We start from the raw sequence: 24,742 nt of genomic DNA, 5'->3' as shown, positions 1-24,742 counted from the left end.
TATGCACGGCTTATTTGTTTTTAAAGCGGCGGTATTAAGGAAAATTAATAAAGCCAAAGTAGACTCACCATTTTGGGAAAAGAGGAATCAATATGTCAAATATCGTAAAAGTGATTGGTCGCGAAATTATGGATTCGCGTGGTAACCCAACTGTAGAAGCTGATGTTCATTTAGCGGACGGTTCTTGGAGCCGCGCTGCTGCACCATCAGGTGCATCAACAGGTACTCGCGAAGCACTAGAATTACGTGATGGTGACAAAGCACGTTACTTAGGTAAAGGTGTGTTAAAAGCGGTTGGTTTTATCAATAATGAAATTTCTGCTGCTTTAGAAGGTCAAAACGCACTAGAGCAAAGCACTGTTGACCAAGTGATGCTAGATTTAGACGGCACTGAAAATAAAGAAAAATTAGGTGCAAATGCAATTCTAGCAGTATCACTTGCTACAGCAAAAGCTGCTGCTCAATCTAAAAAAGTAGAGCTTTATGAGCACATTGCTGACCTAAACGGTACGCCAGGTGTTTATTCAATGCCATTACCAATGATGAACATTATCAATGGTGGTGAACATGCTGATAACTCAGTTGATATTCAAGAATTTATGGTTCAACCTGTTGGCGCGACTAACTTCCGTGAAGCATTACGCATGGGCGCTGAAGTATTTCACAGTCTTGCCAAAGTACTTAAAGCTGAGGGTCATTCAACTGCTGTAGGCGATGAAGGTGGTTTTGCACCAAACCTTGCCTCTAATGAAGCGGCGCTTGCTGCAATTAAAGTTGCTGTTGCTAATGCAGGTTACGAGTTAGGCAAAGACATTACTCTAGCGCTTGATTGTGCTGCGTCTGAGTTTTATGACAAAGAAGCAAATATCTACGACCTTAAAGGCGAAGGTAAAAAATTCACGTCAGAAGAGTTTAACTACTTCTTAAAAGATCTAACTGAACAGTACCCAATCGTGTCTATCGAAGATGGCCTTGATGAGTCTGATTGGGACGGCTTTGCACACCAAACTAAGCTACTTGGCGATAAAGTTCAGTTGGTAGGTGACGATTTATTCGTAACAAATACTAAGATTTTAAAGCGTGGTATCGACAACGGTATTGCTAATTCAATCTTAATCAAGTTTAACCAAATTGGTTCACTAACTGAAACATTAGCAGCAATCAAAATGGCTAAAGACGCTGGTTTCACAGTTGTTATTTCTCATCGCTCTGGTGAAACTGAAGATGCAACAATTGCTGATTTAGCAGTGGGTACTGCTGCGGGTCAAATCAAAACAGGTTCATTGAGCCGCTCTGATCGTGTAGCTAAGTACAACCAATTGCTACGTATTGAAGAGCAATTAGGCGCTAAAGCCCCTTTTAATGGTCTTAAAGAAGTGAAAGGTCAGTAATTCTTTTATAAGAAGCTGATTTAAGCTTTTTGAAAAATCCTCGCAAATGCGGGGATTTTTTGTTTTAAGAATACAGTGGCTTGCTGGCGCGTTTTTTCCAACGCTTTAGAAAATCACAGCCGAAATTGCTGTTTCAAAATCTGCCCTGTAAAGCTGGTTTTTAAATAAAAACCACGGGGGAGGGTTTTAATAATTTGCCCATTCGGGCCGATGGCATCGGTGACTATTCTACTATTAGCGGCTTTTGGGCGAATTTGCATCACATCCCCTAGGTGCCCTGAAATTTCATCAACACGTCCCAGCGCTATCAGCTCCATTTGCTCTTCCCAGTCTCGCTGTAACTGCGCATCTTGCTCAGCTGTGGGTTGCCATAAAAAGCCACTGCCAATGATCCTGTCAAATGGTACAATGTCGCGCTCGCCTAATATAGGCAGCCACAAGACATGATTGAGTTTTTTACGCACATTACTTTGCTGCCATGTCATACCTGTGACATTTAATAATGGTGTCACAGACACAAAAGTGGTTTCTAGTGGTTTGCCTTTATATGAAATTGGTAACGTTTTAAGTTCAATCCCTAGCTCTTCAAAGTCAGGAGTTGGTTTGGAACCCGCTGTTGCTCCTAATGCATATTCAATCAATTGGCCTGTCCAACCTTTCTCCTGTAATAAATGCTCAGGTGTTTTAAACTGATAATGACTTGCTAATTGACCTAATGTTAGTCCTGCAATGTTGCTAGCACGTTGCATTAATTCATTGATTGAATGTGGTTTTATCGGTTTCATGGTGAGTTATTTGGTTGTATAAATTCACTACTGATGATAACAAAAGAGTTTAACCGTGGATATCTTTGCGTTTGGGTGTTTTTTGTTCAGCTATGGAACGCTGTGTTTTTAGGCAAGGTAAAACTTACTGATTTTAAGCTTAATATATTGAATTTAATGGTTTTTAACTATTAAATTTGTAAGGCTATTAAACTATGTTGAAAACTTGTAGGGATAAATACAGAACTATGAACAATGTTATCCACAGAAATTGTGGAAAAGGCCAGTTATTGGATTGGTGATTGTGGATTTGTTTGCAAAATGAGCTGCATAAACTAAAGTTATGCACAAGCTGTGAGTAAGATGCGTAAAACTCTGAATATTGTTTGCCGTATTGCAGGTAATGTGGAACAATCATTAAAAATCGACTTACAAATGAGGCACTAAGGTGATTGATGCCGAAGGTTTTCGTGCCAATGTCGGAATTGTAATTTGCAATAATCAGGGGCAGGTCTTTTGGGCCAGACGTTATGGTCAGCATTCTTGGCAGTTTCCTCAAGGTGGTGTTGATAGTGGCGAAACAGCAGAGCAGACCATGTTCCGTGAATTACACGAGGAAGTTGGCTTGCGCCCTGAAGATGTAGAAATTGTCGCAAGTTCAAAACATTGGTTACGTTATAAATTGCCCAAGCGTTTGATCCGCCGAGATTCAAGTCCGGTGTGTATTGGGCAAAAGCAAAAATGGTTTTTATTGAAATTGCGTTGTAAAGACGAAGACGTCAACTTACTAAAAACACATCATCCGGAATTTGATGATTGGCGATGGGTGAGCTATTGGTATCCGGTAAGGCAAGTTGTATCGTTTAAGCGCGATGTTTATCGCCGTGTTATGAAAGAATTTGCACCTTTTGCGATGCCTTTTAATAAACGTGAACAGTCCAAAGATACTTGGCGTCATAAAGGTAAATAATATAAAGGAGCAGTATTATGCTAGCTACGCTCAGAGCTATTGCCGAGTCCGTTTCGCAACAAGCGAGTTTGGATAGCGCGCTAGCATGCTTTGTTAAAATGGTAAAAGATGCCATGAAGACTGAGTGCTGCTCCATTTATTTTGCTGATTATAGTCAAGATAATTTCGTATTAATGGCTACTCGGGGTCTTAACCCTGCTGCCGTTGGTAAATTTAGAATTGGTTTTACTGAAGGTTTAGTCGGCTTAGTTGCACAACGAGAAGAGCCTATAAATATTGCCTTTGCTAAATCACACCCGCGTTTCAAACTCTCACCAGAAGTGAATGAAGAAGGCTTCAACGCATTTTTGTCTGTGCCTGTAGTTCATCAAAAAAAAGTGCTGGGCGTTATTGTTGTACAACAAAAAATTGCTCGTGTATTTAGTCAAGATGAAGAGTCTTTCTTAATTACGTTATCTGCGCAACTAGCGTCGCAATTAGCCCATGCAGAAATCAAAGAAGTACTACGCCAAGATGAGTTTTCTCATCAAACTTCCGTTTTAAAAGGTGTTTCCAGTGCACCAGGCATTGCGATAGGACAGGCGTTTGTTATTCTGCCGAAACTTGATTTTAAATCGATAGAATTAAAAAAAGACGAAAATTGTACTGAACAACGCCGCTTATTTACCCAAGCTGTTGCTGCAACTCGCAAAGAATTTAACACTCTGTCGATGACACTTAGTGATTCTATCCCTAAAGAAGCGTTGGCAGTGTTTGAGGTGTATCAGCAATTACTCGACGCAAAAAGTTTAGGGCAAAATGTTGAGGTACAATTATTAGAAGGCTGGTGTGCAAAAAGTGCATTAAAAATTGTGATTGAACGATTGATCTCGCAATTCAATGCCATGCAAGACCCTTATATTAAAGAACGTGCAGTTGATGTTAAAGATATTGGCCTGCGCGTATTACATCATCTGGTTAATACTGAACACGCAGTAAAAAGTTATCCTAAAAACACGGTACTGATCACTAATACCTTAACCCCTGCCATGCTCGCAGAAGTGCCGAAAGGCCATTTAGCTGGCGTAGTGAGTGTTAATGGGGCGGCAAATAGTCATGCGTCAATTTTAACCCGTGCCATGGGGATCCCTGCAATTTGGGGTATTGAAGATTTACCGTTATTGCAGTTTGATGGTAAACCAATGATTTTAGATGCATACTCAGGGCGATTATATATTTCGCCATCGCAAATGCTGCAAGATGAGTATTTACAATTACAGCACCAAGAAAGTCTATTAAACGACAAATTTGTGGCTGAGCAAGAGTGCGATGCGGTGACATTAGATGGCGAGCATATTAGCTTGTTGCTCAATGCTGGTTTGGAACTCAATACTGAAAAAGCTAACACCAAAGTCTGTGATGGCGTTGGCTTATACCGAACTGAAGCCTGGTTTATGCAAAAAGGCCAGTTTCCCTCACAAATAGAACAAGAGAACTGGTATCGCGAAGTACTAGCCAGTTATCATCCAGAACCTGTAGTGATGCGTACGCTTGATATTGGTGGTGATAAAGCACTTGATTACTTTGATATTACAGAAGAAAACCCATTTTTAGGCTGGCGTGGTATACGTGTTACCTTGGATCACCCAGAGATCTTTTTAGATCAGCTCAAAGCCATGGTTAAAGCAAATATTGGTTTAGGTAATTTAAAAATTATGTTACCAATGATAAGTGGTACTGAAGAGGTTGATGAATCGTTAGCATTGTTAGAGCAAGCCTATTTTGAACTGGAAGAAAAATACCCAGAGCAAGCCATTGAACGCCCTGAGATTGGCGTAATGTTAGAAGTCCCTTCAAGTGTATTTATGCTGCCTGAGTGGTCTAAAAAAGTAGATTTTTGTTCCGTAGGTAGTAACGATTTGACGCAATACTTACTTGCCGTCGATCGTTCTAATGCGCGTGTTGCTGATTTATTTAATCCCTATCATCCAGCGGTATTAAGAGTGCTGCAAAAAGTTGCAAAAGAGTGTCAGCAATATGAAATGTCATTTAGTTTATGTGGTGAATTAGGTGGCGATCCTGAAGGTGCATTACTGCTGATTGCTATGGGGTATCGACGTTTGAGTATGAACTACTCATCGTTAAGTAAAGTTAAATGGGTATTAAGACGTTTAAAAGCCAGCGATATGGAAGCCTTATTGACTGAGTGTTTAGCACAATCTACTGCAAAACAAGTGCTTAGGTTAACGCGTAATTTTATGATCGAGCACCAACTCGGTGAATTATTTTATACCCCTAATCAGGTTTCTTAGTTATACCAATCGACTTCAATATTTAACCATTCTAGCGTGCCAAATAAAGCGCTAACTGCGTTATAAATTTCTCAAGTAGAACAACTGCATGTCGAAATTTATGCCTTGTTATCACTCTATTTATCTGTCGCTATAAATGGCTAATAACTTAACACGATTGGTATTACCAAAACGAGTGCTGTAAAGATTCGTTATAATCGATTAGTATATGCATATAATAAATCTAATTTATAAGAGTGTACAATGCATGATTTAATCATCCTGATTATCAGCTGCGCGTTATTAGGTTGTGTGGTTGGTTTTTTAGCAGGGTTATTAGGCATTGGTGGTGGACTGATTATTGTACCAGTGCTGAGTTCATTATTAGTGTATTTTAATGTTGTTGCGGTTGATCATGTACTGGTTATTGCTATTGCTACCTCCCTTGCTTCTATTTTATTCACTTCAACGTCATCTGCATTAGCGCATCATAAGAATCAAAATGTGCCATGGGAAATTGCCCCTTGGGTTATGTCTGGCGTGGGGCTTGGTGCTTTGATCAGCGGTTTTGCAGCCAGCTTAATTCCTGAACAATTATTACGCATCGTTTTTGCTATTAGTGTAGTGTTTATTGCAGCGCGTATGGTGTTGTCTGCACGAGATAAACCTGTCGCGGTCAAACCGATGCCAAGTGGCCCGATAATTGGCGCGATTAGTGCTGTGATGGGAGGATTATCCGGTTTGATTGGTATTGGTGGCGGTGCGCTAATTGTGCCACTACTGCATTATTTTTCAGTTGATATTAAAAAAGCTATCGGCTGCGCGGCAGCATGTGGCATTGTGATTGCGCTATTTGGTTCAATGGGATATATCAGCGCCGGGTGGCAAGTTACCGATTTACAACATGGCTTTGCTGGTTTTGTGTATTTACCTGCATTATTAGGTATAGTAATAACCTCGTGGTTTATGGCACCTATTGGGGCTAAAGCAACGCATTATTTACCTGTTTCTACGATAAAAAAAGTGTTCGCGGTATTATTAATAATTATCGCGCTTAAAATGGTTTTTAGTTAAGGTTTAATTTTATGGCTCTTGAATTTCCAGAGATCGATCCGATCATCTTCACAGTCGGTCCGCTAAGCGTACGTTGGTATGGTTTAATGTATTTAATTGGTTTTGCTTTTGCCATGTGGTGGGCAAATAGGCAAGCGGCTAAACCTAACTCGGGGTGGACGAAACAAGAGGTCAGTGATTTACTGTTCTACGGTATGTTAGGAGTCATTCTGGGGGGGCGAGTTGGCTATGTCCTGTTTTATCAATTTAGTTACTTTTTAGAAAATCCTTGGTACTTATTTAGAATCGATCAAGGTGGTATGTCTTTCCACGGTGGTACTTTAGGGGTGATAACCGCTATTTGTGTGTTTGCTTGGACACGTAAAAAACAGCTACTTGCGGTTGGTGATTTTGTCGCCCCGCTAGTACCAGTTGGTCTTTTAGCAGGGCGTATTGGTAACTTTATTAATGGCGAACTATGGGGGCGCACAACTGATGTACCTTGGGCCATGGTATTTCCTACTGGCGGGCCATTGGCGCGTCACCCTTCACAACTGTATGAAGCGTTTTTTGAAGGCTTAGTGCTGTTTATTATTTTGTATGTGTTTACTAAAAAGCCTCGTCCAGCGGGCAGTGTCGGTGGATTATTTTTACTCGGCTATGGCGTATTTAGGTTCTGTGTTGAGTATGTACGTGAACCCGATGCACATTTAGGTTTATTTGGCGGCTTTATTTCAATGGGACAAATATTGTCATTGCCAATGGTCATCGCAGGCCTTGGTTTGATAATATGGGCGTATAAAAAGCCACAGCCAACTGTTGCCAACAAAGCTTAATAAAAGAAGTTAATAATGAAACAATATTTAGAATTATGTCAGCGCATTGTTGATGAAGGTATTTGGGTTGAGAATAAACGCACCGGAACGCGTTGTTTAACAGTCATTAATGCGGAGCTTGAATACGACGTTACGAACAACAAGTTCCCAATGATCACCACCCGTAAAAGTTATTATAAAGCGGCCATCGCAGAGCTGTTGGGTTATTTACGTGGTTATAGCAGTGCTGCGCAATTTCGCGACATAGGTTGTATGACTTGGGATGCTAACGCTAATGAAAACCAAGCATGGTTAAATAATCCGAACCGTAAAGGTGAAGATGACATGGGCCGTGTATATGGCGTACAAGCCCGTGATTGGCGACGCCCTGATAGCACACCGTTAGATCAGCTAAAAAAGGTCATTGATAATCTTAAAAATGGTGTGGATGACAGAGGTGAGATCATCACCTTTTATAATCCGGGTGAGTTTGAATTAGGGTGTTTGCGCCCATGTATGCACACGCATACTTTTTCGCTTCTTGGCGATACGCTTTATTTAACCTCGTATCAGCGCAGTTGTGATGTGCCACTTGGTTTGAATTTCAATCAAATTCAATGTTTTGTATTACTTGCACTGGTCGCGCAGATCACTGGCCACAAAGCAGGTAAGGCCTATCATAAAATCGTTAATGCCCATATTTATGAGAACCAACTGGAATTAATGCGCGATGTGCAGTTACAGCGTGAGCCATTTGCATCACCAACGCTTACGATTAATCCAAATATTAAATCACTCGAAGATATCGAAACGTGGGTCACCCGTGATGATTTTGAAGTATATGATTACCAGTGTCATGACGCTATTAAATATCCATTTTCGGTATAATCATTAAATATAGTAACTATTTAAGGAAAAATATTATGAAAGCAGTGATCCCAGTCGCAGGACTTGGCACCCGTATGTTGCCGGCGACTAAAGCTATTCCAAAAGAGATGTTACCTGTTGTAGATAAACCCTTGATTCAATATGTAGTTAATGAAGCGGTTGCTGCGGGTATTAAAGAAATTGTATTAGTGACTCACTCGAGTAAAAACTCGATTGAAAACCATTTTGATACCAGTTTTGAGCTAGAAGCAACGCTAGAGAAGAGGGTAAAGCGTCAGTTACTTGCTGAAGTACAAGCTATTTGCCCTAAAGATGTGACAATTATTCACGTTCGCCAAGGTGAAGCAAAAGGCTTAGGGCACGCAATCAACTGTGCAGCGCCAATTATTGGTAACGAACCGTTTGTGGTTATTTTACCTGATGTGATCATAGATGATGTTGAAAGTAATCTTAAAAAAGATAATTTAGCTGAAATGATTACTCGTTTTAACACAAATGGCGAAAGCCAAATTATGGTTGAACCTGTGCCAATGCAGGACGTTGATAAGTTTGGTGTAGTCGATTTAGGCGACGTAAAGCTTGAGCAAGGGCAAAGTGCAGCGATCCTTAATATGGTTGAAAAACCTCCCTTGCATAGCGCACCATCAAATTTGGCTGTGGTAGGTCGTTATGTGCTAAGTAAAAATATTTGGCCATTACTTGCAAAAACTCCCGCAGGCGCCGGCGACGAAATTCAGTTAACAGATGCAATTGCGATGCTAATGGAAAAAGAATCTGTTGCTGCTTATGCAATAAAAGGGCGTAGCCATGATTGCGGTAGTAAGTTGGGCTATTTAAAAGCCACTATTGAATTTGCACTGCGTCGTGATGAATTTAAAGATGAACTAAGTGATTTTATTAAAACCTTAGTTTAAGCTCATTTATTGAGCCTAACTTATAAAAGTGCCTTAGTGGCACTTTTTTATTGCTTAAAAATCCTGAAACTGGCACTGACTTTGCTTATAATACGGCATTATTTATTTTGTGATGCTAACAGATGATGTGTTTTAAAAAGCAAGCTTGGTATACCACAGTGTTGGTTACAGCAACTGTCTGGCTTAGTGGGTGCAGTAGTATTAATGCTAACCCGGTGGAACAGCAGCCTGCATTAATTTCTGATCAACAAGTTAAAGAGTATGTTCAGCAATGGCACTCGCAACAAGAGAGTATTACTCGTTTAGCTGCGATGGAGGAAGACTTGCAACTATTAATAATGGCACTTGCATCAGATACAGAAATAGCTGAAAACCCAGCAGCGTTGCGTCAAAATGATGTTGCAGTTGTACATAGCAGCGATGATCCACAACTATCTCAACTCAATAACGCAGCAAATCAACAAACTCAAGCACCCGCAAACAATTATCAGTCACATTTAACTGCTCCCTTACCTGGGGCACAACTTGGCCTGTATTTAAAACCGCAGAGAGTGAGGACGCAAATAGTAAGGTTACAGCAACAATATCCGCAGGCATTTAGCCAATTAGATTTTGTAATGACAGAGCGTCACAATAAAGGTGTTACTATGTATGGGTTACGAGTTGGACCATTTCAAAACTATAATGAAGCCAATGTTTTTTGTTCATTAGCACAAAATTTAGGCCAAAAATGCCTGAGTGCCCCATTTGTTGGTCAGCCTTTGTAATTAAATAAGCTATTTTTCTGATTTTTCAGTAATTAAGCTTAAAGTAATTGTTCTGAGTGTCGATAATATCTAAGATAGGGGCAACATAGGGTAATGTCCCATCACTTATAAGGATTTAATATGAAATTATCTTTAACTCTTCTGGCAGCAGTAGTTACAGCAAACTCATTCGCGACTTATGCAACAACTGAAAGCTTTGATGCGAAAGTTAAAGTGCAAAATACTGTCGTTTTAACCAAAGGAAATGACTTAGATTTTGGTACAATTCGAGCGGTTGCAGATCCAGACGGTGTTAACCAAGCTACATTGGTTATCAACCCTGAGCCTACAGCAAGTCCTGTATCGTCTAGAACTGATAACGCACCTGCGATTATTTCAATAATAGAGCAAGGTTCACCTGCATCTTTTACAGTATCGGAAGTAGTGCCAAATGCTCGTTTATCAATTACTAACCCAACAGCAACAACCCTGAGCTCTAATGGCCAAGGTTTGAATGAGCCAAACTTTACGGTTGGTACTTGGACATACTTTATCACTAGCGGTCCAAATGCAAACGCTTATTATTCATCAGTGACGCCTAATTTAACTGCTGACGGTGATGGCAGTGTATCGTTTAATATTGGTGCAACTCTTTCTACAGCATCAACAACTTCTAGCGAAGCGTACCGAGATACTGAGTACACAGGCACTTTTCAATTAGAAGTTGCTTATTAATTTAATCATGCGTTTTTTCTTGTTATTTGCGATGCTTTCAATACTGTATTCACAGTCAACAAGAGCCGCGAGTATAGAGCAACAAGCGCTTGATTTTGGCACCTTAGTTATTCTTAAAAGTGATCAAATAGGTTCTGTAATTATCAAGGATGATGGTTCGATTAGCACTTCTGGCGAAATTTATATCCTTAAAGAAGGTCGCCCAGCTGAGCTGATACTCACTGACATCCCCCCTGGCACTCGAGTCTCTATGAATTTAGTGGCTCCTGCAACTATGCAACACAATACTAAAGGAAGTAGTAGTGCCGACTTTAGAGTGACCTTAAATGGCTTTCCTAAAGACGCAACAAGCGATGAGTTTAGCGAAGTGCATGTATTTATTGGTGGTAAATTAGAAATAAATACAAGCAGCAAACAATATGTTGACGGCGACTATTCAACAACCACAAACTTAGAAATTTCAGTGGATTATTAAGGATTTAAATGTTTAATAAATTAACCGTGATACTGCTTTTAAGCTTTTGTTTTTTTAGCCAGGCGGTAATGGCGAATTTACTTATTTCTCCTACTCGTATTAGTTTTGATGAGCGTCAACGTACTGCAAAGGTCACAGTGATCAACACCAGTGACGAGTACAAAACTTACCGAGTGCATTGGAGCGAAAAGCAATCCACATCAACCGGAGGGTATGTAACCTTACTTGAGCCGACGGCGACAAGTTTAAGCCCGATGACGCGCTTATCACCAAAGCAAATGCGTTTGGCGCCTGGTGAAAAGCAAACCGTTAAAATTGCAATTCGAAAACCAAAACAGTTAGCAAATGGTGAATATCGTTCGCATTTATTATTTCAGGCGTTGCCAAATGAAAACCCAAATAGTACGAGTTCAATAAAAATTAATATGATCATGAGCTACAGTATTCCAGTCATCCTTCGTGAACATGCTGAAGTACCAAAAGTATTCATTGAGCAAGCGCAAGTGATTAAAAACCAGGGCAACCAACGACTACAATTTAAATTAAAACTCAATCGTGAAACTCACTTTAGCAGTTATGGTAAATTAACCGCGTTTTATCAACAAAATGCTAATGCTAAGCTGGAAGCTATCGCTGAAATTGGCAATTTAAGTATTTACTCGGATGTAAAAAATGCCGAGGTAATGTTGAGTTTATTTAGTGATAAAACCCTAGATAAGCCTGGTACTGTTATTTTTAAATATATCGGTGCAGATGAATATCAAGACATAAATTTTGCCGAGTATGCTTTAGCGATTAGTCCAAAAATGCTGCAACTTTAACTCTTCATGACCAAGAATACAGGGCTAAAGTGCATCACACTATGGCTAAGTTTATGCCTTAGTAACAATGCATTCGCGACTAATAACGTAACTGTGAATGATGCATTAAAAACACTTCGCAAGATTGAAGCTAAATTAACCGACTTACCAACAGCTTCTCAGCCTAACGTTAACAGCCCTGTTGCGTCAAACCAACCGCGGATCGCAAGCGGTGAGTTTTTATTATTTTCGTTGTCTTTAAATGATTACTACTTAGGCGAAGTGTTCGCTTTAAAAAGTGATCAGGGTATTCAACTTGGCCTTAGTAGCCTAGCTGATATATTGCAATTTGGAATAGAAGTTGATCTTGTAACTCGTTCTGCCCAAGGCTGGTATCGAGATCAACAGCCTTTCATTTTAAATGCCAGCAGCCAGCCTGCAACCCTGATAACTGACGCAGGTATACTTGAACTAACGGCTGCTGATATTAGCATTGATGATGACATGTATATTGAAATGGCGCAGTTAAAAGAGGTTTTTGGGCTGCAATTTACAGTCGATTATGGTGATTTAGAAATAGAGTTAAGTTCGGCCATCTTATTACCAATTGAACAACAGCGAGAACGCCATGCTAGAAGGCTTAACCCCTCGAATCGTAATGCCAAGCCCACCTTGCCTTGGAAAGCCAGCCCGTATCAAGCGCTTTCATCACCTGTTGCTGATTTACAATTAAACTACAGTGCTGATAAAAATCAAAATAGAACAAGTTACTCATTATTAGGTGCACAAGACTTTGCTTATTTATCTGCCGAATACTTTTTATCTGGTCGCGAGGGCGATTTACTCAGCGATTCGCGTTTAACATTTACTAAGCAAGACCCGCAAAGCTCATTACTGGGAGTGTTAGCAGCCAGTGAAGTTGAGTTTGGTGATGTAACGGCCACACAAGTTGGCAGCCGTTACAACAGTCAGTATGGCCGTGGTATTAAGTTTTCAAACCGCGGACTGACTCAACAATTCGATAGTAACCGTATTAATTTAAGTGGTCCGGTTCAGTTAGGCTGGGACGTTGAGCTTTATCGTAACGGCATATTGATTGCGCAGCAAATAAGCCTTTCAGATGGCCGTTATAATTTTGAGAATGTTGATTTGTTTTATGGTGAGAACAACTTCGAGCTTATTTTTTATGGTCCTCAAGGGCAGGTCGAGCGAAAAAGCGAATATTATTTTATTGATAGTAACCAATTAGCACAAGGTGAAGGATTTTATGAACTATCAGTCTCTGAGCAAGGTAAAAAATTGCTTGGCAATACAGCCTTCAATAATGACAGCACGGGCTGGCAAATAGCAGGGCGCTACGAGCAAGGTATTACAGACGACTTCTCGATATATACCGCTGCATTGGCACAAAAAAGAACACATGACGACCTACAACACATGTCACTGGGGACTAACCTTAGCTTATTTAGCGCTCTGCTATTAAACTTAGATTACCAGAAAAATAATCAACATGAACAAGAGCTTGAACTTACAGCACGCACGCAATTTGCTGATCAATCTTTACTTTTTAGCGCAACGAATCGAACCGATGAATTAAAACAAAAATACGACAGCTATCAGTTTGATATGGCTGGCGAGTTGATGCAAAACAGTTACGGGCGGCTAAACTACCAAAACAATTTATTGTATCAAACATCAGATAACCGAGGCATCTATAAGCAAGCACAGAACCGTTTGAATTATGCGATTGCAGGTCTAGCTTTGAGCAACCAATTACAATGGCAACAAAGTAATAATGTTGAATCAGTGTATGGCTCAACACGTTTGCAAGGGCGTTTGGGTCGTATTTATAGCCGTTTTAGTGTTGATTACACATTATCTCCTAGCAATGAAGTCACCAGCTACGAGGCTGAGTTTAACCGTAGTATTACCAGTCAACTGCAAGCAGAAGTCACCTTACGTGATTCTCGTATTAATGATATTCAATCGGCTGATTTAGGCTTAAGTTGGCAAAGCAATAAGTTTAGTCTCACTAGTAATCTAAACTACGACAGTGAAGATAACTGGCAGCTTGGCGTATATAGCCGATTCAGCCTTGGTTATGACACACAAAACAATCACTATTTTGTGTCCAAGCAAAGCTTAACAACGACAGGCACATTAATGTTACGGGTATTTTTAGATCAAAATAACAACGGCATTATGGATCCTGACGAGCAAGGTGTTGCTGGTATAAAAGTAAAAGGGCTGCAAAATTATCGCCAAGCAATAACCGATGAAAATGGCATTGCATTGTTAACCTCAATGCCAGCTAATCGCACCACAGATATTGTGCTCGATAGAGACAGCTTCCCCGATCCGTTTTTTGTGCCTGCCAATGAGGGCTTTTCAATTACCCCAAGAGCAGGGTTTATTGAATACATGGATTACCCGCTAAATAACGCCAGCGAAATTGAAGGGGTGGTATATCAGCAGCAAGGCGATCACACTTATGTGCAGCCTTATGCAACAATTACTTTACTAGATGAAGCTGGAAAAGAAGTTGCAAACACCCAAGCGGCTTATGATGGCTATTATTTGTTTACCGACCTACGGCCAGGGCAGTATCGGGCTGTGGTTGACGATAGCTTTAAAGAACGTAAAGCATTAAAAAACACCCAGCAAGTAACAGTTGATTTATCAGCAAAAGGGGATGTGTTGGTTGGGGTTGATTTTACGTTAAAATCACTTGAAGAAGTGTCGGGGACTATTGTGAATGCGGGGAATTTTTCATCGTTAATGATGTTAAAGGCATACTTACGTTTGATAAGCCCACGCTTAAAATTACAACAGCAAGACGTGTTTTATATTCATGATCAACAGCAAAGTAAGTATATACTCGCTTTAGGGTATGCAGAGCAGGCAAAACCTGAATTTACGGATCTTTGTCAGTCATTAATACAACAGGGGTTGAAGTGTGATATTGAACAACGAACAATACTTTATTAAAGGAATATCAAAAAAATGCCCAAGCTGATTGTGATAAATTAAAGCTACAACAGCTCAACTGCATGGTGACTCACTACACAGATAACCCAATAAAACTATAAATAGGCATAGTACTTGCTTTGTTATTGCCATGTTTAGTGAGGATGGCAATTATGCGCCTTTTGTTATGTTTATTATTGCTGAGTCTAACTGCGTGTAGTCTAACGCAAGAAAAACCGCCAGCACCAAGTACCAATGCCCCAAAAGCAACAATGGCATCTTATACTGTGCATCAGTATGTGAGCGACTTGAGTAGTCAATTGAGCCATGTGCAAGGGCCATTTAAAAGCTCTGCACGGATTGCCGTTACTAGCTTTTACTTAGCCAACGCGCTAGACAGTGAGCTGGCACAAGGGCAGGGCGCAGGTCTGAGTCAACAAATTCAAGAAAGCTTACTTACTCAGTTTACCCAACTTGGCTATAACACGATTGAATATCGCCTTGAAAAACACCTTAATTTAGCCAGCAATGCAGATAGCATGTTAAGTCGTGATATTAGCAAGTTACGCCAACGTCAGAATATTGACTTTGTGATCACGGGAACACTCACACGGCAACAACATGCCTATATAGTGAATGCCCGTATGGTAAATACACAAGATAGCCGCGTTGTATCTGCCGCTAGTACAGAAATTCCCATAAATGTGATGTGGGGCGATGAAAAAATACAACAGCGCGACGGTTATATTTACCGCAGCGAATACTAATTAGGAGCTCTCATGAAACGCTTAATATTAACTTTATGTTTGCCACTGGGTTTTGGTTGCGCGCAAATGATGGAACCGGGCAAAACGGCACAAACTGATAACTCTGCGCAGTTAGAGGGTGATCAAAGAATGGTTGCTGCTCCTGGGCAAAGTAATACATTTTATCAAAATAATATTCCAGTGATGAACGATAGCAGCCAAGTAACAGTCCCAACACGTAAAAATATCAACCATTACGTGCGGGGTATAATGCAAGACATGGCAGAAAACCTGCAATACGTGAACAGTAAAACGCCGCTGGCCGTATCAAGCTTTATCTTTTTAGATGATGATTACAACGGCGGCACATTATTAGGTAATCAAATCGCTGAAAGTTTTATGCACGAGCTACACAGCTTTGGTGTACCGGTGATCGACTTTAAAACCACCGACTACATGCGTGTTACTCCCTCTGGCGACTTTGTATTTAGTCGCGATTATTTAGAGCTAAGTAAAGATCAAAACTTTAACTATGTACTGGCCGGCACTATGGTAAATCATCAAGGTGGTGTACTAGTCAATGCCCGAATTATTGGTTTAGCTAGTAAGGCTGTGGTTGGCTCTGCACAAGGGTTTATTCCGCAATCCGTTGTTGATGCACTCGACAGCAGCTATCGCACTGATGGCGTAATGCTGAAACAAGCGAGTAAGTGAGGCCGATGATGAGTAAGCTAATCCACAGCGCTAAGTTATTAACCGTAGGGGGGATGATCAGCATCCTCAGCGCATGCAGTATGACCAATAATACGGCTGAGCCTGTACAAAGTACGACTAGCCGATATGACCTTACTCAAATGCTAAAACAAGTACAAATGAATAGTGCCGAGCCACTCGATAACTCAGCGCAGTTTAGTCCTAACAAGCATCATAAAACACTGGTTAATTATGTAGAGCAAATGGCGTTAGACTTAGTCGACACAATGCAAACAGAGCTTGATACCTCGATTGCCGTTACTTCATTTGTAGATTTAGATGCCAGCCTTAATAACAGCAGCCAATTAGGCAACCAGTTATCAGAGAGTTTTATTCATCAACTGCAAAAATTTGGTTATGGTATTGTTGACTTTAAAACCACCGACCAAATAACTATGAACCCACGCGGTGACTTTGTATTTTCACGCGATATAGAGCAGTTAGCGGATCAACGCATCGCCAGTCATGTGTTATCAGGCACCTTGATCTATCGCAGTAATGGTGTTGAAGTAAATGCCCGTATTATTGATATCACCAGCAAACGCGTCGTTGCCAGCAGCAACAAAATACTGCCTTATTACGTACTCAACAACGCCGATATTCACCTACAACGCGCGAGTATTAACTAGCGTCGTTATAAAATCCATTTAACTGCTTGATTGTAAATAGGATAAACCGTTATAATTTCTTATCAGCTATCAGCTATCAGCTATCAGCTATCAGCTATCAGCTATCAGCTATCAGCAGCTCGAAGCTCGAAGCTCGAAGCTCGAAGCTCGAAGCTCGAAGCTCGAAGCTCGAAGCTCGAATGTGGCCTCTTAGTTAAATGGATATAACGGCCCCCTCCTAAGGGGCAGTTACAGGTTCGATTCCTGTAGGGGCTACCAATAAAATCAATGGGTTACGAGTTGTTTTCTGTTTTATTTGTTTTTTTGTAGCACATTTATAGCAGTCTAAATCGAAATTTTCTAATTTCAAAAAAGTTTATTCGCGCGCCAGTTTTCAAAATATCCAAATTACATTTAAGACAGCTTACCCTAATAGCAAAAGTTAATTAACCGTGATGTATGATCAAGATTTACTCCCTTTATTTCTAGTCTTTCATGCTATTACTATAGAATTTTGGTTGTTAAGTATAAATTGAGTTCTTGAGTCGCGGTGATCTATAACTGTGCTTTAAATGGGTTAGTTGTTTTAAAGTAATAAATTAGGTTTAATAGAAGCAGAATAAACGCTGGGCAATGCAGTAATAGCTTGGAAGTGACTGTCACTTTATCACTGTGTTTATTTTGGGCAAGTTCAAAATCCCCAAATCATCAGCAATACCATTTAGTTGCATCTAATGTTATTGCAATTTCAGTTCGGTACAAATATTAGGGTGTTAGTAAATAAATGGAGGTTTAGTTTGGAAATGAGTGCAGCCTTAAAGTCAGCGAAAGCTCTATATGATATCAGAAGTAATTATAAACAGAATCAACTGTTTGAGCTGTTGAAAAAGGGAGAGCTTTCAATAAATGATTCTGAAGTGAAATATAATAAAATAATTTCTGCGATCATTGTAACTCAAGAGGTATTAGAAAGGGCTAATTGCGAAGAGAAATTTGAAATATTAATGAGCTTCTATATGGCAAGTACAACGTCAAAACTCATTGATGAAGACCCCGATTTTTATCATGAAGCTTTAGCTGCTTTAAGTAACTTATCTTTTCGTGAGCTTACTGTTTTATATCATTTAGATGAATATCAAAAAAAAGTCTCTCATCGTAGCGAGATTAATTATAAACCTGAAGATTATATCGCAGATAAAACTCACATATTGATTGATGATGTTTATGCTCTTTTTCACAGGCTGCTCAGTAGTGGTTTAGTCATTCAATGTCCTTTGATGGGCGGTTACGTCAGGGTATATACATCACCTATCTTTAGCCGAATTCAAAGGTTAATAACCTATGATTATTTTAAATAGCTACGAATTTAGTAACTTACTTTTCTAACTCATCAATATTTTAACTAACAACCTTTTTCATTATTAGTGCGCTAAATGGTATAAATGGAACTTATAAAGCTATGAATTTAAATGAAATTTTACAAGAAAACTTTAATGCTAACGATACAATTAAAATTCAAAAATATATTTCAAAGAATGCGAGTTATTATATTTCTGAAGGTGAAAGGTATTCCTTAGATTTCGCCTTTTTCATTGATGTTGCTTCAAGGATGAAAGTAGGTGGTGAATTAGTACTATTAAGTAAATTCATAAAATTATTAGATGCATTTGAAATTAGTGATTCAAGTGAAGAAAAACACAAAAACTACTGCCTTATAGCCAGCTTATTATATCCTCTTACAGAGGTAGATAGTAATTTTGATGAATTATTCGAGTATTATTGCGAAAAAGTAATATTACTTTCTGGTGGTATAGCAAAAGCACTTAAAAATAGACTTATAGAAATATTGCCTAGGCACGGCACTTTTGAGTTGTATGCTAAATATTTATTTTTTAAAGAGCGTTACCATGAGGTTGATGCTTTATGTGAACACGCTAGAGCACAAGAGTGGAGAGGTAATTGGAATAAATGGAAAGGAAAAACGGTTGGAGAGGTCAAATTATCAGTTAAAAAAGCAACTAAAGTGCAAAAAATTGGATTTGATGGTGAGATGGCAGCCATCGTAAAGTTGAAAGATATGGGGTATGAAGTAGCTAGGTTCGGTAAAGAACGAAAAAATAGTAGTCTAAATCATAAGTTACTCAATATTGTTCCAGATACGCACGTTGGACTTTCGCATATAAATATTTTTAAAAATAACTTGGGTCAAAAAAGGGGGTTAGGTATAAATATTTCGTCTGAAAATTTAGAACAAAACACCTACCCAAAAGAGTTAGACTATACATTTGAGGAGTTTATAGAATTAGCTAAAACTTGCTCATCAAAATATCCTTGTCACTTATACCAAAAAGACAGAAAGCAGGCTCCTTGTAGCTTGGGAAGAAATTTATTTAACCCTATCTATTTAGATGGATTAACCCCGCCCCTTTATACAGGGCACTTTCATAAATGTGCCAGTATTCAAAAGTGCCAAGGAAGGTTTGGCTTGATTTCTGCTTTACAACGAGGAAAAATCGGTAGCCTCAATGTAACTAACCAATTTTTGCAAGATAATATTCGGGTTCATTTATATATTCAAAAGTGCTTCCTAGAACATCAAAATAGTAAAAAAACTCCCAAAGATATTTTGGATGGTGGGAAAAAATATAAAAAATTAGGGCATCCCGGGAGGTATGATTTTATTGCATACAATTCAGAAGAATGCGTCGCTGTAGAAGTAAAGGCAAACACATCTAAACTATCATATTGGCAAGAGATGAGGCTTGCACTATTAGCTAGCTTTGGTCAAAAGGTTATGGTTCTGAGTGTGGTTGATAATATTACAAATATCATAACTCCCCAATTTAATGTTGAGCTGCCAACAGAAGAAGATTTTTTATCAACTCTAAATTATTCCCACCCACCGGAATCTCCTATAAAGGGAGTAATTGGTGACACTTTAATTACTGGTTATAGCTAAAGAGATTTTAAAGTTTAATGCCATAGGGATAAATCTTATTTCATAGTGTAAATATTACTAGTACAGTTATTTACAGAACTCCAAGTAAGAGCCTTTTTGCCATTCTGGCAAGTGGTTAGCTAAAGGTATTTTGTATGCTTTCGTTTTGGTAGTGGTTGCAAGTCTAGTTTGAGGAGCAGTTAAAGCGCTATAAGCTTAGGTGTCATAGCGCTTTATAAATTCTAACTAATTAAAATTTATACTCTATTTCAATAACACTCATCACACCATTTACGATGGTTTTCCATTCACCGGTAAACTCTGCACCATATGAAGCGGCGATAGTTTTACCTATTTTTTGAGCTTCGTCATTGCTCCAAAGAGGGCCGGCTAATACAGTTGTTTTGAATGAATTACTACCTGTGTTTGTCACTTCAAGTTCAACTTCAACAACACTCATTTGACTTTCTACTACTGTATTCCATTGGCCTGTCCATGTGCCTTGATGTGCTGCGGCAACGGCTGGCGCTTTTTCTTCAGCATCTTTTTGATCCCAGATTGGACCTGCTGGGATATTCACTTTAAATGTAGCCATAAATTTCTCCTTAAATTGCTTGAATAGGTTGGCGAGCAAAAGCTATTTGCTTTACTCATTAAGGAGTATAGGAACAAGGACAGGCTTTTCTATTACACGTCATTACAATGAGTGTTGCACTGATATCATAAATCACACTGACTTTGGTAACGATGAGTAAGCAATTACAGCGGCATCCCTGTGTGCTAGATCGGGGTGCTGTAATTTTTTACTGTATTCATCACAAAAGGTGATTACATCTCCTTCCGTTACCAAAAAAGGGTCGTGAGTAAAGTTTAATAACAGCGATTGCCAGCGTTGTATTATCTTTTTAGGTGGGCTTGGCAGCTCTTTTAATATTGCTTTTGACTGGCTAAATTGGCTCTGTATTGCGATGTTTAGCATATCGTCATTTGCAGCTCCTAGCCAGCTAGTACCATTATCACCCACACATAAAAGTGGCATATAAGGCGCAAGTGCTGGGCATACATCATTTCTATACACCGCAACTTTCCAATAGCTACGGGCTATTTTTACAAACTGAGTAAAATCTTTAATTGATGTAAAGTTTGATGTCGATAAAGGCAAAATCTCTACTCTGGGTTTATTGGCATTTACGGTGTCGTTGGCAACATCAATATACCAAGGACCAATAATAAATGCGTTTTGAAAATACTCATCCCGCAGTGAACCCCATGCTTTTTGTAAAGGATTGCCCTGTGCAATAAGACCTTTTAATAAGCTAAGCCCTGGTTTGTTTGTGTGTGGCAGTTGTGCTTGTAGTAATGTAAATACCTCGTCTCTTATTTCTCTGCAGCGGCCAATAGGATAAGGTTTTTCAGCAAAGTACGGCATAGTAGGCGCAAGTGTTAAATCGGCTACTAATCTTAGTTGGGCTAAGTCAGCACATAGTAAAGTAAGCTGCTCTGAGGGGAAGTTATTATCAAGCACGTATATTCCTTATCGTATTTATTGTAATTTTTTTAGTTGAGCTTGCGTATAGGCGTCATCCCTAAGCCACCTTAACATGTTCGGATAACCGTTGGGGTGATCAGGTTGTTCGCACATAAACCATGAATATAACAGCGGATAGCCAAAGCCAGTGTTATCACTAAAAGCGGTTATTAAGCTAGCTGAACTGCCTTTATAACCGTGTTGATGAAATAAAACATCGGGTGCAGTATTTAAGTAACAGGCTGCGGCCCATGACCATGCAATCGCGGTCATTTCTTCAGCGGCTTGATGATCATGGTTTTTCATATCGCCGGTTAAACAGGTTCTGTTTGTCTCTGAGGTTACTGCAATATGCCCTGCTTCATGAAGGATGTCACCAGGTATAGACCTTTTTCTAAATCAAGTAGTAAAGTGCCCAGTACAACTTTAATTCCCGGCAAAAAAGTCTTTTCGTTTAAGGTAGTATAGCGATGATGTATACCTATATCTGTAAGAAAGGCGAGAATTTTTTCAACCCTAATATCCATATCACCCCTTGTATTTAGCTGCGACACTTGTTGCTTTTAATAATGTAGCACTCTTTTTTAATTAAGTTTAGCTGGAGCCTGCTTATCTTTCGGGCGCTTACCACAGTAATATGTTTCTTTAGTCAAAATAGAGCATTTTGTGGTGTGGTTATTCCCCATAAATAAGCGATAACGCTGTATAAAGTTACAAAAACAAAACTGTGCGGATAAAAAGAATAGCAGAGAAGTGGTCGCTCGATGTCAAATTGGGCTAATAGTCCTCGAATTGTGCAATATATAAATATGAACTCATTATAAAATTAAGCAAAATCAAGCCTGCAGTTATTTATAAGAATAACAATTATGCCATGTAATAAGGTGTAATGTTTTTTATAACGTACCTGTGCCATTCTCAGAACACTTAAAAATAAGCCGCATTTATTAAAATATTTATTTTTATAATGCTTTTTTTACTATTTTTGATATGAATCAAATAACTTAAAAGCCATATAAAATAAATGAAAATTAAAGTTGTACCTTATAGTTTTTAAACTAAGCTTTTAGCTGAACATAGCATTAATTCCCCAATGGAATTTAGCATAATAATTGGATTTCAAAGGAATGTTTCAGTATGGAAGCACATAATTCACAGCCTACAGTGAGTTTACAATACGTGGATCCCCAAGTTGATGAGTTATTAAAGCATTCAATACGTACTCAGCTTGAGTCTCTCTTGAAAGCTAAATTAACAACAGGGCAGCGTCAGCTGCTTTTGAAAAAAAGTTTTGTGGATGCGATGACGTTGGTATTGAGTAACACTCAAGTTGAACACCTGCAATTAGTTAACACTTTCGAAGCTATGTACGATCAAGCTGTACAATCAATGGCATTGGCGCAGCTTAGCCAAGAGCAGTTAACGCGGCAATATGTGTCAGCATCTGGCTTAATTATGTCTCCTCATAATTGTAAACACACCATTAAAGATGTTTATCGCATTAAGGGATATGCGCGTGGGATTGATCTAGCGATACAAAGTAAACTAAAACACTCACCGTCAATCACCATTTTATACCCTGCATGTGGCCCATTTGCGCCGTTATTACTGCCTTTGTTGAGCTATTACAAAGACAGCAATACTTTTACATCACAGCAAATCAACGTCATTTTGGTGGATGTACATCCTGGCGCAATATTGTCTTTACAGCAGTTAATTAAAGACTTGCAGCTTGATGATTTTATATTGCGAATTGAAGCGGCTGATGCAACCGAATATGAGCCCGCAGAATCGATAGATTTATTAGTATTAGAGGCCATGCAGCATGGTTTTACCAAAGAAGGGCAGCTCAGTATTGCTAAGCACTTAGTTAAATTTCTAAATATTGATGGCTGGATGATCCCACAAAATGTGTCGGTTAGGGGCATGATGGTGATAGGAGAAACCGAGTTTAATCAGCAATGGAAAGAGGTGGAATATAGTCATTCGCTCAATACGAATACTAGCGCACAGCAAGATCGTGTGGAGTTGGGTGAAATATTAAACATCAATAAATCAACATTGCTCAATATGCAAGAACTTGAATTGCAAGATGGCGTGAAGGTTATTCCTGCAAGCAAGATTAAATTACCCACAGGTGTGAAAGATATGGGGGAGCGTATTTTAGCTATATATGCGCACATCGACACCTTTGCCGATGAAGGTGTTGAGCAATATGACTCAGGCGTAACTCATCCTAGACCGGATATGACTTTTTACATAGATGCTAAACCTCGTGATGTGGAGCATACCCACTTTGTCGCTAGTAGCGGCGACATGGTGCAGTTTTATTATCAATTGAGCGGTTTACCAGGGTTTGTGCCGGTAAAGTTATAAGGAGGTTGCAATGCAAAAATTCGCCGTTTTTACGGGTAGCTGTCAAAGCTTACCTATAATGCAATATTTATTAAAAAACAATAGATTAGCTTGTGTGGTATTGGTTGATACGCAGCAAAACCATGACTTAATGCAGTTACAACACTGGTTGCAGCAAAGTGCTATAGAAACACTCACTTATAAATGCTCAGATGATAAAGGTTTGATTGCGCAGCTAGATCGGCTGGCAGTTAACCGAGGGTTAATTTACCTGTTCAGGCACAAAATCCGCCCTGCATTGCTCCAGTACTTTACAGGTCACTTAGTCAATATCCATCCAAGCCCATTGCCTGATTATAGAGGGCCTTTCCCACTTTATTGGCAGTTGAGAAATGGTGAAAACACAATCGCTTTAAGCTTACATCAAGTAACCGAGTTAGTTGATTATGGCAATATCGCGGCAGATGTTGAGATAGAGATTCATCCCTTCGATACCATGAACAGTGTGCAATACAAAGTCGCACAGGCTCTACCGAGGCTTGTTGAAAAATACTGTCAACTAGATGAAAAAAAAGAAATTAAATGGCGTAAGCAAGAAGGAGATGGCTGCAAGAGCGCACCACAAATAGAGCAACAGCAGCTTATAGTCAATTGGCAAAAGCAAACGGGCATGCAAATTGTCAATATGGCTCGTGCGGGTAATGTTGACTTTGGATGCGCACTATTTCAGTTGCGAGGTGAGGCATTTCAATTGTTGCAAGCAAGCGTTGTAGATAGCACTCTAACTGGCGTACAAGCAGGTATGGTCATTGAAGTCGATAGGCAAAATGGACTAGTGATTAAAACCGTTGATGGCGCATTGCGCTTAGATATCATTGGCACGCAACTAGGGGGGTTTGATGGCTATCGATTTGCGATGTTATTTGGTTTAGAGGCTGGTATGTCGTTGGTGCAAAAAAACTTTTAGCCATGTGCTTGGATGTTTAAGGCTTAAATTTATTAGGGAGCAGTGTTTTTTCTGAGGCG

General features: G+C 39.4%; 24 protein-coding genes and 1 tRNA gene. 20 read left to right on the top strand and 5 right to left on the bottom strand.

Annotated elements, in window-relative coordinates; translation table 11 throughout:
- Nucleotides 1-92 precede the first annotated feature (92 nt).
- Entirely contained in the window at nt 93-1,391 is a 1,299-nt protein-coding gene (gene eno, locus HHO47_RS08910; RefSeq protein WP_169019972.1) for a phosphopyruvate hydratase, read from the top strand.
- Nucleotides 1,392-1,504: 113 nt separating this feature from the next.
- On the opposite strand, the gene mutH is transcribed toward eno, so the two are convergent.
- Complete coding sequence (mutH, locus tag HHO47_RS08905; RefSeq protein ID WP_169019971.1) at nt 1,505-2,176, bottom strand: DNA mismatch repair endonuclease MutH; 672 nt, start codon at nt 2,174-2,176, stop codon at nt 1,505-1,507.
- Between the two features lie 427 nt (nt 2,177-2,603).
- Here mutH and rppH point away from each other — a divergent pair, with 427 nt between their 5' ends.
- The 17 genes from rppH (at nt 2,604) to HHO47_RS08820 (ending at nt 19,854) form a co-directional block, all read left to right on the top strand.
- Complete coding sequence (gene rppH, locus HHO47_RS08900; RefSeq protein ID WP_145240920.1) at nt 2,604-3,125, top strand: RNA pyrophosphohydrolase; 522 nt, start codon at nt 2,604-2,606, stop codon at nt 3,123-3,125.
- A 17-nt stretch (nt 3,126-3,142) separates the two neighbouring features.
- Nucleotides 3,143-5,416 carry a phosphoenolpyruvate--protein phosphotransferase gene (ptsP, locus tag HHO47_RS08895; protein ID WP_169019970.1) on the top strand — a complete coding sequence of 758 codons (2,274 nt, stop codon included), beginning with the start codon at nt 3,143-3,145 and terminating at the stop codon, nt 5,414-5,416.
- 243 nt (nt 5,417-5,659) lie between these two features.
- Nucleotides 5,660-6,469: a sulfite exporter TauE/SafE family protein gene (locus HHO47_RS08890; RefSeq protein ID WP_169019969.1), complete on the top strand. Its 810-nt coding sequence runs from the start codon at nt 5,660-5,662 to the stop codon at nt 6,467-6,469.
- An 11-nt stretch (nt 6,470-6,480) separates the two neighbouring features.
- The gene (gene lgt, locus HHO47_RS08885) at nt 6,481-7,284 is read left to right on the top strand and encodes a prolipoprotein diacylglyceryl transferase (protein WP_169019968.1); all 804 of its coding nucleotides are present in this window, start codon (nt 6,481-6,483) and stop codon (nt 7,282-7,284) included.
- Nucleotides 7,285-7,299: 15 nt separating this feature from the next.
- Entirely contained in the window at nt 7,300-8,151 is an 852-nt protein-coding gene (locus HHO47_RS08880; RefSeq protein WP_169019967.1) for a thymidylate synthase, read from the top strand.
- 35 nt (nt 8,152-8,186) lie between these two features.
- Nucleotides 8,187-9,065, top strand: a complete 879-nt coding sequence (gene galU / locus HHO47_RS08875) for a UTP--glucose-1-phosphate uridylyltransferase GalU (RefSeq protein ID WP_169019966.1) — start codon at nt 8,187-8,189, stop codon at nt 9,063-9,065.
- A 122-nt stretch (nt 9,066-9,187) separates the two neighbouring features.
- Nucleotides 9,188-9,832: an SPOR domain-containing protein gene (locus tag HHO47_RS08870; RefSeq protein ID WP_169019965.1), complete on the top strand. Its 645-nt coding sequence runs from the start codon at nt 9,188-9,190 to the stop codon at nt 9,830-9,832.
- A 120-nt stretch (nt 9,833-9,952) separates the two neighbouring features.
- Nucleotides 9,953-10,546 carry a DUF4402 domain-containing protein gene (locus HHO47_RS08865; protein WP_169019964.1) on the top strand — a complete coding sequence of 198 codons (594 nt, stop codon included), beginning with the start codon at nt 9,953-9,955 and terminating at the stop codon, nt 10,544-10,546.
- Between the two features lie 31 nt (nt 10,547-10,577).
- Nucleotides 10,578-11,021, top strand: coding sequence for a DUF4402 domain-containing protein (locus tag HHO47_RS08860; RefSeq protein WP_211183669.1), 444 nt, complete (start codon nt 10,578-10,580; stop codon nt 11,019-11,021).
- Nucleotides 11,022-11,029: 8 nt separating this feature from the next.
- Entirely contained in the window at nt 11,030-11,842 is an 813-nt protein-coding gene (locus HHO47_RS08855; protein ID WP_149981655.1) for a fimbrial biogenesis chaperone, read from the top strand.
- Nucleotides 11,843-11,848: 6 nt separating this feature from the next.
- Complete coding sequence (locus tag HHO47_RS08850; protein WP_211183668.1) at nt 11,849-14,809, top strand: hypothetical protein; 2,961 nt, start codon at nt 11,849-11,851, stop codon at nt 14,807-14,809.
- 152 nt (nt 14,810-14,961) lie between these two features.
- Entirely contained in the window at nt 14,962-15,555 is a 594-nt protein-coding gene (locus HHO47_RS08845; protein ID WP_169019963.1) for a FlgO family outer membrane protein, read from the top strand.
- A gap of 12 nt (nt 15,556-15,567) precedes the next feature.
- Nucleotides 15,568-16,248 carry a FlgO family outer membrane protein gene (locus HHO47_RS08840; protein WP_169019962.1) on the top strand — a complete coding sequence of 227 codons (681 nt, stop codon included), beginning with the start codon at nt 15,568-15,570 and terminating at the stop codon, nt 16,246-16,248.
- A gap of 8 nt (nt 16,249-16,256) precedes the next feature.
- Nucleotides 16,257-16,916, top strand: a complete 660-nt coding sequence (locus HHO47_RS08835) for a FlgO family outer membrane protein (protein WP_169019989.1) — start codon at nt 16,257-16,259, stop codon at nt 16,914-16,916.
- 183 nt (nt 16,917-17,099) lie between these two features.
- Nucleotides 17,100-17,174: transfer RNA gene (locus HHO47_RS08830), tRNA-Arg, on the top strand.
- Nucleotides 17,175-17,698: 524 nt separating this feature from the next.
- On the top strand, nt 17,699-18,253 hold the full coding sequence (locus HHO47_RS08825; RefSeq protein WP_169019961.1) for a hypothetical protein: 555 nt from the start codon (nt 17,699-17,701) through the stop codon (nt 18,251-18,253).
- 101 nt (nt 18,254-18,354) lie between these two features.
- Entirely contained in the window at nt 18,355-19,854 is a 1,500-nt protein-coding gene (locus HHO47_RS08820) for a hypothetical protein (RefSeq protein ID WP_169019960.1), read from the top strand.
- Nucleotides 19,855-20,083: 229 nt separating this feature from the next.
- Here the strand turns inward: HHO47_RS08820 and HHO47_RS08815 are convergent, their stop codons facing one another.
- The 4 genes from HHO47_RS08815 to HHO47_RS19320 form a co-directional block, all read right to left on the bottom strand.
- Nucleotides 20,084-20,428: a mannan-binding lectin gene (locus HHO47_RS08815; protein WP_169019959.1), complete on the bottom strand. Its 345-nt coding sequence runs from the start codon at nt 20,426-20,428 to the stop codon at nt 20,084-20,086.
- Nucleotides 20,429-20,560: 132 nt separating this feature from the next.
- Complete coding sequence (locus HHO47_RS08810; protein WP_169019958.1) at nt 20,561-21,358, bottom strand: hypothetical protein; 798 nt, start codon at nt 21,356-21,358, stop codon at nt 20,561-20,563.
- 18 nt (nt 21,359-21,376) lie between these two features.
- On the bottom strand, nt 21,377-21,667 hold the full coding sequence (locus HHO47_RS19325; protein WP_248290965.1) for a hypothetical protein: 291 nt from the start codon (nt 21,665-21,667) through the stop codon (nt 21,377-21,379).
- Between the two features lie 35 nt (nt 21,668-21,702).
- Complete coding sequence (locus HHO47_RS19320; RefSeq protein WP_248290964.1) at nt 21,703-21,888, bottom strand: hypothetical protein; 186 nt, start codon at nt 21,886-21,888, stop codon at nt 21,703-21,705.
- A gap of 610 nt (nt 21,889-22,498) precedes the next feature.
- Between HHO47_RS19320 and HHO47_RS08800 the strand changes: the two genes are divergently transcribed.
- Nucleotides 22,499-23,737, top strand: coding sequence for a hypothetical protein (locus HHO47_RS08800; protein WP_169019957.1), 1,239 nt, complete (start codon nt 22,499-22,501; stop codon nt 23,735-23,737).
- Between the two features lie 10 nt (nt 23,738-23,747).
- A complete protein-coding gene (locus HHO47_RS08795; RefSeq protein WP_169019956.1) occupies nt 23,748-24,683 on the top strand; it encodes a methionyl-tRNA formyltransferase in 936 nt (311 codons plus the stop codon).
- Nucleotides 24,684-24,742 lie beyond the last annotated feature (59 nt).

This window comes from Pseudoalteromonas arctica, from assembly GCF_012927645.1.
Lineage (GTDB): Bacteria > Pseudomonadota > Gammaproteobacteria > Enterobacterales > Alteromonadaceae > Pseudoalteromonas > Pseudoalteromonas arctica_A.
The sequence above is the reverse complement of the archived record's forward strand: the minus strand, read 5'-3'. Positions and strand labels throughout refer to the sequence as shown.